At 64.5% G+C, this 7,702-nt stretch carries 7 protein-coding genes; 5 read left to right on the top strand and 2 right to left on the bottom strand.

Annotated elements, in window-relative coordinates; genetic code table 11:
• The 4 genes from groEL to AC5JJ6_RS32730 all read left to right on the top strand — a co-directional run.
• The coding region (groEL, locus tag AC5JJ6_RS32745) for a chaperonin GroEL (RefSeq protein ID WP_496046062.1) at positions 1-797 on the top strand (797 nt) is incomplete at its 5' end.
• Between the two features lie 400 nt (positions 798-1,197).
• Complete coding sequence (locus AC5JJ6_RS32740; RefSeq protein WP_496046061.1) at positions 1,198-2,397, top strand: acyltransferase family protein; 1,200 nt, start codon at positions 1,198-1,200, stop codon at positions 2,395-2,397.
• Between the two features lie 92 nt (positions 2,398-2,489).
• Complete coding sequence (gene epmA / locus AC5JJ6_RS32735) at positions 2,490-3,545, top strand: EF-P lysine aminoacylase EpmA (protein ID WP_496046060.1); 1,056 nt, start codon at positions 2,490-2,492, stop codon at positions 3,543-3,545.
• Between the two features lie 4 nt (positions 3,546-3,549).
• Positions 3,550-3,885 carry a hypothetical protein gene (locus AC5JJ6_RS32730; RefSeq protein ID WP_496046059.1) on the top strand — a complete coding sequence of 112 codons (336 nt, stop codon included), beginning with the start codon at positions 3,550-3,552 and terminating at the stop codon, positions 3,883-3,885.
• Here AC5JJ6_RS32730 and AC5JJ6_RS32725 read toward each other — a convergent pair.
• Together AC5JJ6_RS32725 and AC5JJ6_RS32720 are read right to left on the bottom strand one after the other, a co-directional pair.
• Positions 3,882-4,787, bottom strand: coding sequence for a DMT family transporter (locus AC5JJ6_RS32725; RefSeq protein WP_496046058.1), 906 nt, complete (start codon positions 4,785-4,787; stop codon positions 3,882-3,884). The two genes, AC5JJ6_RS32730 and AC5JJ6_RS32725, sit on opposite strands and share 4 nt — an antisense overlap.
• A gap of 28 nt (positions 4,788-4,815) precedes the next feature.
• Positions 4,816-5,964, bottom strand: a complete 1,149-nt coding sequence (locus AC5JJ6_RS32720; protein ID WP_496046057.1) for a DNA topoisomerase IB — start codon at positions 5,962-5,964, stop codon at positions 4,816-4,818.
• Between the two features lie 154 nt (positions 5,965-6,118).
• Between AC5JJ6_RS32720 and glgX the strand changes: the two genes are divergently transcribed.
• Positions 6,119-7,702: glycogen debranching protein GlgX (gene glgX / locus AC5JJ6_RS32715; RefSeq protein ID WP_496046056.1), on the top strand; the 1,584-nt coding region annotated here is incomplete at its 3' end.

Here is a 7,702-nt window from a genome sequence, read left to right as displayed (position 1 = left end):
GCTTCGGTGACCGCCGCAAGGCGATGCTGGAAGACATGGCCATCCTCACCGGCGGCCAGGTCATCAGCGAAGATCTCGGCATCAAGCTGGAGAACGTGACCATCGATATGCTGGGCACCGCCAAGCGTGTCGTCATCACCAAGGAAAACACTACGATCGTCGATGGCGCCGGATCGAAGGACGACATCACCGCCCGCTGCACCCAGATCCGTCAGCAGATCGAGGAAACCACCAGCGACTACGACCGCGAGAAGCTCCAGGAGCGGCTGGCCAAGCTGGCCGGCGGCGTCGCCGTGATCCGCGTCGGCGGTGCGACCGAGGTCGAGGTGAAGGAGCGCAAGGACCGCGTCGACGACGCGATGCATGCGACCCGCGCCGCGGTGGAAGAGGGCATCGTCGCCGGCGGGGGTGTAGCCCTGCTCTACGCCACCAAGGCCCTCGACCAGATCAAGACCGCCAACGACGACCAGCGCGTCGGCGTCGAGATCATCCGGCGCGCCCTTCAGGCTCCCGCCCGTCAGATCGCGACCAACGCCGGCGTCGATGGCTCCATCGTGGTCGGCAAGCTGATCGAGCAGACCGACAGCAGCTTCGGCTACAATGCCCAGACCGACCAGTACGGCGACATGTTCCAGTTCGGCGTTATCGACCCGACCAAGGTCGTCCGCACCGCCTTGCAGGATGCCGCCTCGGTCGCCGGCCTGCTGATCACCACCGAAGCGATGGTGGCCGAGAAGCCGGAGAAGAAGGCTCCCGCCATGCCGGCCGGCGGCGGCATGGGCGATATGGATTTCTGATCCGGACGACCAATATAACTGACTGTTGCAATCGCCTTGGAGGCGGCCCGGAAGGGCCGCCTCCTTCTTTTTCGAATGGCTCTTACCGCGTTTCAGGGTAACGAGACTGCTTCGATGAGAGCGGCCGCAGACGCGGCTGCCAGCCGCGTTGCTTCAGCGCTTCAACGGCTTTGACGGATATGAAAGCGTTGCGTAAGTGGGAGAGTGCGCGTATTCGCGCACTCAACGCGGCGGGAAGCCGCGTCTACGATGCACATCATCCCAAAATCCAAGAAGAGCCTTTCGGATAAGCGATCCGCGTCGGCGCCGTCATGGCCGGCGTAAGGCCGAGGTGTTCCCAAAGCGCCGTTTACACCGGGAATATCTGGAATAAAGCTGCCCTGTAAACCCGGTCCTGGGATTGACCGCAGACCGATCCGCGGAGGCAGCGTTGCGTTTCCATACTCTCGATAGCTGGCGTGGCATCTGTGCGCTTTTAGTCGCTGTAATGCATCTTCCGGTTCTCAGCCATTTCTATGCGGAGCCCTTTCTCCGGAACAGCTACCTGTTCGTCGATTTCTTCTTCGTGCTCAGCGGCTTCGTCATCACGTTCTCCTATGGCGGCAAGATCGTCGACTGGCGTTCCGCCGGGACCTTCATGGTGCGCCGCATCGGCAGGATCTGGCCGCTGCACATGGTCATGCTGTTCCTGTTCTTCGATCTCGAACTCGTCAAGTTCGTCATGAACGGCTGGTACGGCGGCGCCCATCACCTGCCCTTCACGGGGGAGACGTCGCCCGAGGCGCTGCTGACCAACACGCTCCTGATCCACGCCGCCGGCATCCACGACGTCAACACCTGGAACAAGGCGAGCTGGTCGATCAGCGCGGAGTTCGTCGTCTATGCCGGCTTCGCGCTGACGCTGATCGCCTTCCGGTCGCGGGCGACGCTGGCGCTTGCGCTGCTGGCCGCCGTCAGCGCGGTCGTGCTGCTGGACTTCTCGCCCCACTACATGGATACGCAGCAGGAGTTCGGCGTGCTGCGCTGCCTGTTCGGGTTCGCGGTCGGGCATCTGGTCTATCGGCTGTATCGGCATACCGCCGCCGGCGCCGATGGCGGCCCCCGCTTCGGTACGATGGTGGAGGCGGCCGCCCTCGTGCTGGTTGCGATCTTCGTCTCGCGCGCCGGCCGGGGACCGGTCACGATGTTCGCCCCCCTGCTGTTCGGCGTGGTCGTCTATATCTACGCCTGCGCCGACGGTTTCTTCACCAAGCTGCTCTCCACCGGCTTCTTCCGGCGGCTGGGAGAACTGTCTTTTTCCATCTACATGATCCATCTGTTCGGGGTGGAGATGCTGATGAAGATCGCCAACGTGCTGGAGAAGGTGACGGGCTGGACGATCAAGGCCCCCCATGTCCCCGGCGGCGACCAGACTGAAATCCTGGTATTCGGCGGGCTGTGGGCGATGGACGCGCTCACGCTGGTCTATCTGGCAATCGTGGTCGTGATCTCCGGCTTCACCTACCGGATGATCGAGAAGCCGGGCCAGCGGCTGTTCGATACAGGCCTGCTGGCGCTTCGGGGCCAAGCGGAAAAGGATGTCCGCCCGCTGGCTCATTGAGGCGGCGGGGACTGCGGTATATGGTCGGTCGCGTGAGGCTGACCGGTTACCGCAAGGAGATGCCGGGCTTTGAGGCCCGTGCATGATAAAGAATGACAGAGCAACCCTGGTGGCACCCGGAGCGGTTCGCCCGGCGGCGGCCTTTTCTGGAAGGCAGGGCGCGGGTGGCGTCCAGGGTGCGGGCGTGGTTCGAGGGGCAGGGCTTCATCGAGGTCGAAACCCCGGCGTTGCAGGTCTCGCCGGGGCTGGAGCCGCACCTGATCGCCTTTTCGACCGAACTGGCCGGGCCGAACCCGGACGACCGGCGGACGCTGTACCTGCACACCAGTCCCGAATTCGCGATGAAGAAGCTGCTGGTGGCCGGCGTGCCCCGGCTGTTCCAGTTCGCCAAGGTGTTCCGCAACGGTGAGCGGTCCGGCACCCACAGCCCGGAATTCACCATGCTGGAATGGTACAGGGCAGGGGCCGGCTACCGCGACCTGATGACCGATTGCGAGGCGCTGATCCGGACGGCGGTACGGGCCGGCGGGCGCGAGGGTTTCGAATGGCGGGACCGCACCTGCGACCCGTTCGCCCCGTGGGAGATCCTGACGGTGGCCGACGCCTTCGACCGCTATGCCGGGATCGACCTGCTGGCGACGGCTCCGGATCCGCAGGCGCCCGATGCCGGGTTGCTGGCGCGGGAGGCGGAGCGGATCGGGATCGCGCCCCATGCAGGCGACAGCTGGGAAGACTTGTTCTTCCGGATCTCGCTGGAGCTGATAGAGCCGGAACTGGGGATGGGCCGCCCGACGTTCCTGACGGACTATCCCGTGTCGATGGCCGCATTGTCCAGGCCGCGCAGCGACGACCCGCGCGTGGCGGAACGGTTCGAGCTTTACGCCTGCGGCCTGGAACTGGCCAATGCGTTCGGCGAATTGACCGATGCCGGGATCCAGCGCGCCCGATTCCAGGCCGATATGGACCTTAAGGAGCGCCTGTACGGGGAGCGCTACCCGATCGATGCCGACTTCCTGGCGGCCCTGGAGTTCGGCATGCCGGAAAGCGCTGGAATAGCCCTGGGTTTCGACCGTTTGTCCATGCTGTGTACGGGAGCGCGGGAGATCGAGGATATCCTGTGGGCTCCCGTCGCCGGATTCGAGGAGTGACGGCGTGGTTCGACGGGTCGGAATGACGATACTGCTGGCGGCTGGGGCGATGCTGGTCTCCTGCGCCAGCTTGGAGCCCAACCCGCTGCTCGGCCGCTGGGCGATGGCGTCTCCCCTGGCGCCGGGATTGGTGCTGGGGACCTACGAGTTCCGCCGCTCCACCATGACGGCATTCGGCGTCACTCAGGATGTCGAGTACTCGGTCGAGGGCAACAACGTCCTGGTCATTCCGGAAGGCATCGGCATAGGGATCGAGGTCACCATCGACGAAGACGGCAAGGCCCGGCTCAACGATCCGGTGACCGGCGGGCTGCTGACGCTGCGGCGGCTGCGGAGTTAAGCTGCCGCCTTCGCCAGTTGCTGTTCCCGGTGGAAGACGAACATGCCGCTGCCGATGATGAGCGCGGCGCCGAACGCCACCGGCAAATCCGGAACGTCGCCCCAGAAAGCCCAGCCCAGCGCCATGGCCCAGACCAGCGAGGTGTACTGGTACGGGGCGACGACCGCCGCCGGGCTTAGTTTAAGCGAATGGTTGACGAGCACGTGGGCGACCAGCGCCACGACACCCAGCACGCCGATCAGGGAAAGTTCAAGCAAGGTCGGGGCTACCCAGACGAAGGGCAGGGCGACGGTCCCCGCCAAGCCGACGCCGAGGGTCTGGGTCGTGATCAGGGTGAGGCCGCTGGCGCCCCTGAGCGACCGCGTCGAGATCAGCGTCAGCGCGAAGGTCAGGCTGCCGGCCAGGGCCAGCGGAGTTCCCGCGGACAGGAAGTCGCCGCCGGGGCGGAGTACCAGGACGACTCCGGCAAAGCCGATGCCGACCGCGATCCAGCGCCTGAGCCCTACCTTCTCGCCCAGCAGCGGCACCGACAGCGCCGTGACCAGCAGCGGAGCCGCCATGTAGATCGTCATGACGTCGGCCAGCGGCATTTCGCGGACCGCCAGATAGAAGAAGGCCACTTCGGCGACGATCAGAACGTTCCGAATCAGATGACGGCCAGGGTCGGGCACGCGGAAGACACTGGAGAAGCCCGCCCGCATGACCAGCGGCGCCAGGATCAGCAACGCCGAGGCGCTGCGTACCGCCAGGATCAGCGGCACCGGGCAGGTTTCCACCAGCCATTTGCCCATGGCGTCGTTCAGCGTGAACAGCGCCATGCCGGTGACCATGCACAGGATGCCAAGGCGGTTCTCGGCTGCGGACGATGCGGACGGGTCTGCCAGGGACGCGGGTGAGGACAAGATCGGCTCCGGGGGGCTCGACGCCGCGTCAGGCGGCGGCATCTCGCGTCAGTCTGCGGTGAAGGAAAGCCATGACGGCGGCTTCTTCCGGCTTCAGCGCATCCAGTTCGGAGCGCAGATCTTCTTCTATCCGGTCCTTCAACTGGTTGACCAGATCACCTTCGAGATAGCAGTCCAGTACCTGGGGATGGATATAGCACTTGCGGCATATGGCCGGAGTATTGCCGAGCCGGGACGAAACACGCTCGATCGCATCCCGTAGGTTGCGCTTGGCGGTGGCTTTGGTGTCGAAGGTTTCGAACTCGGTCAGGGCGATCGCGGCCAGCACGGTTCCCGCCCAGGTCCGGAAATCCTTGGCGGAGAAGTCCTGTCCGCTGATCTCCCGCAGGTAGTCGTTGACATCCTGTGACGTGACGCCGTGGCGCTGGCCGTCGTCGTCCAGATATTGGAACAGGTGCTGCCCCGGCACGTCCTGGCAGGACTTGACGATCCGGGCGATGCGGCGGTCCTTGACCTGAAGGTTCCAGCTCTTGCCGCTCTTCCCCTTGAACTGGAAACGGAGCTTGCCCCCGTCGACCTCGACGTGCCTGTCCTGGAGCGTCGTCAGGCCAAAGCTCTTGTTCTCTCTCGAGTAGGTGGCGTTTCCGACCCGGATCAGGGTGTTTTCCAGGAGATGGACGACGGTCGCCAGCACCTTCTCGCGCGGCAGGCCGCGCTTGCCCATGTCGGCGGAGATGCGTTCGCGGATGGCGGGCAGGGCCTTGCCGAAGTCCAGCATACGCTCGTACTTCGTACTGTCGCGTACTTCGCGCCAGCGCTGATGGTAGCGGTACTGCTTGCGGCCCTTGTCGTCGCGGCCGGTCGCCTGGATGTGGCCCCTGGCGTCGGCGCAGATCCAGACATCGGTATAGGCAGGCGGGATCGCCAGCGACTTGATGCGGGCCAGCGTCTCCTTGTCCTTGACGGCCGTACCGTCGGGGTTGCGGAAGCTGAATCCCTTGCCGGACCGGCGTCGCCGGATGCCCGGTTCCTCGTCCGAGACATAGACCAGCCCGGCCTGTTCGGCTGCGGCCGGTGCATCGATTATCGTACCTTCGTCAGCGATTTCCGAACTATCGACCGCTCCGTTCGCCGGGTTCTGGGTCTGGCCCGTGGTCTGGGTACTGCCGTTCTTCATTCTCAAATCCTCAACCGTACTCCCCTGCAATAACGGTCTGTGAAGAAAATCAGCGCGCCTGATTTTGCGGATGGGACCCGATTGGCTGCTGGATTGTTCACATGTGACTGAATCACTGAACACCCGTTCTTTTTCACTCCGTCGAGGCCGATCCGTGAGCAGACTACAGCAAGCTTCAAAAACTATTCGTCGGTCACGTGTACAGGAAGGTCTTCCCTTTCCGCTGGGCGCTACCTGGGACGGCCTGGGGGTGAATTTCGCGCTGTTCTCCGCTCATGCCACCAAGGTCGAACTCTGCCTGTTCGACCAGGACGGGCGGCGCGAACTGGAGCGGGTCGTGCTGCCGGAGTACACCGACGAGGTCTGGCACGGCTACCTGCCGGATGCGCGGCCTGGGACGGTCTATGGCTACCGCGTCCACGGGCCGTACGAACCGACCGCCGGGCATCGCTTCAACCCGAACAAGCTTCTGCTCGACCCCTATGCCAAGGCCCTGGTCGGGCATATGCGCTGGTCCGACGCCCATTTCGGCTACCGGATCGGCTCGCCCCGCGACGACCTGTCGTTCGACCGGCGCGACAGCGCCGCCGGATTGCCGAAATGCCGGGTGGTCGATCCCGCCTTCACCTGGGGCAATACCCAGGCGCCGCGCATTCCGTGGGAGCGGACGATCTTCTACGAGACGCATGTCGGCGGGTACACGATGCGGCATCCCGCAGTTCCGCCGCAGTTGCAGGGGACATACGCCGGCTTGGCGCACCAGGACGTCGTCGACTACATCAAGAGCATCGGCATCACGTCGATCGAACTGCTGCCGATCCACGCGTTCCTGGACGACCGGCACCTGCTGGAGCGGGGTCTACGCAACTTCTGGGGCTATAACACCATAGGCTTCTTCGCGCCCGAGCCGCGCTATTCGGCGAGCGGCACGATCGGCGAGTTCAAGGAGATGGTCGCGCGTTTCCACGATGCCGGGATCGAAGTGATCCTGGACGTGGTGTACAACCACACGGCGGAGGGCAACGAGCGCGGGCCGACCCTGTCGTTCAAGGGGATCGACAACGCATCCTACTATCGTCTGGCGCCCGATCCGCGATATTATATCAACGATACGGGGACGGGAAACACGCTGAACGTGTCGCATCCGCGCGTCCTTCAGATGGTGACCGACAGCCTTCGCTACTGGGCGACCGAAATGCGGGTGGATGGCTTCCGCTTCGATCTGGCGACGATCCTGGGACGCGAGCCGCACGGCTTCGACCAGGGCGGCGGCTTCCTGGACGCCTGCCGTCAGGACCCCATCCTGTCCCGCGTCAAGCTGATCGCCGAGCCCTGGGACATCGGCCCCGGCGGCTATCAGGTCGGCGGCTTCCCGCCCGGTTGGGCGGAGTGGAACGACCGCTATCGCGATACCGTGCGCAGCTACTGGAAGGGCGACGAGAGCAAGCTGCCGGAACTGGCATCGCGCATGACGGGGTCGAGCGACTTCTTCGACAAGCGCGGCCGCCGGCCCTGGGCCAGCGTCAACTTCATCACCGCCCACGACGGCTTCACGCTGAACGACCTCGTCTCGTACAACGAGAAGCACAATGCGGCCAATGGCGAGAACAACCAGGACGGACACTCCAACAACCACAGCTGGAACCATGGCGTCGAGGGTCCGACCGACGATCCGACGATCAAGGAACTGAGGGAGCGCCAGAAGCGCAATCTGCTGGCGACGCTGCTGTTCTCCCAA

It is taken from the genome of Skermanella sp., from assembly GCF_059503625.1.
Note: the sequence above shows the minus strand (reverse complement) of the source record. Positions and strands in the feature narration are given on the sequence as shown.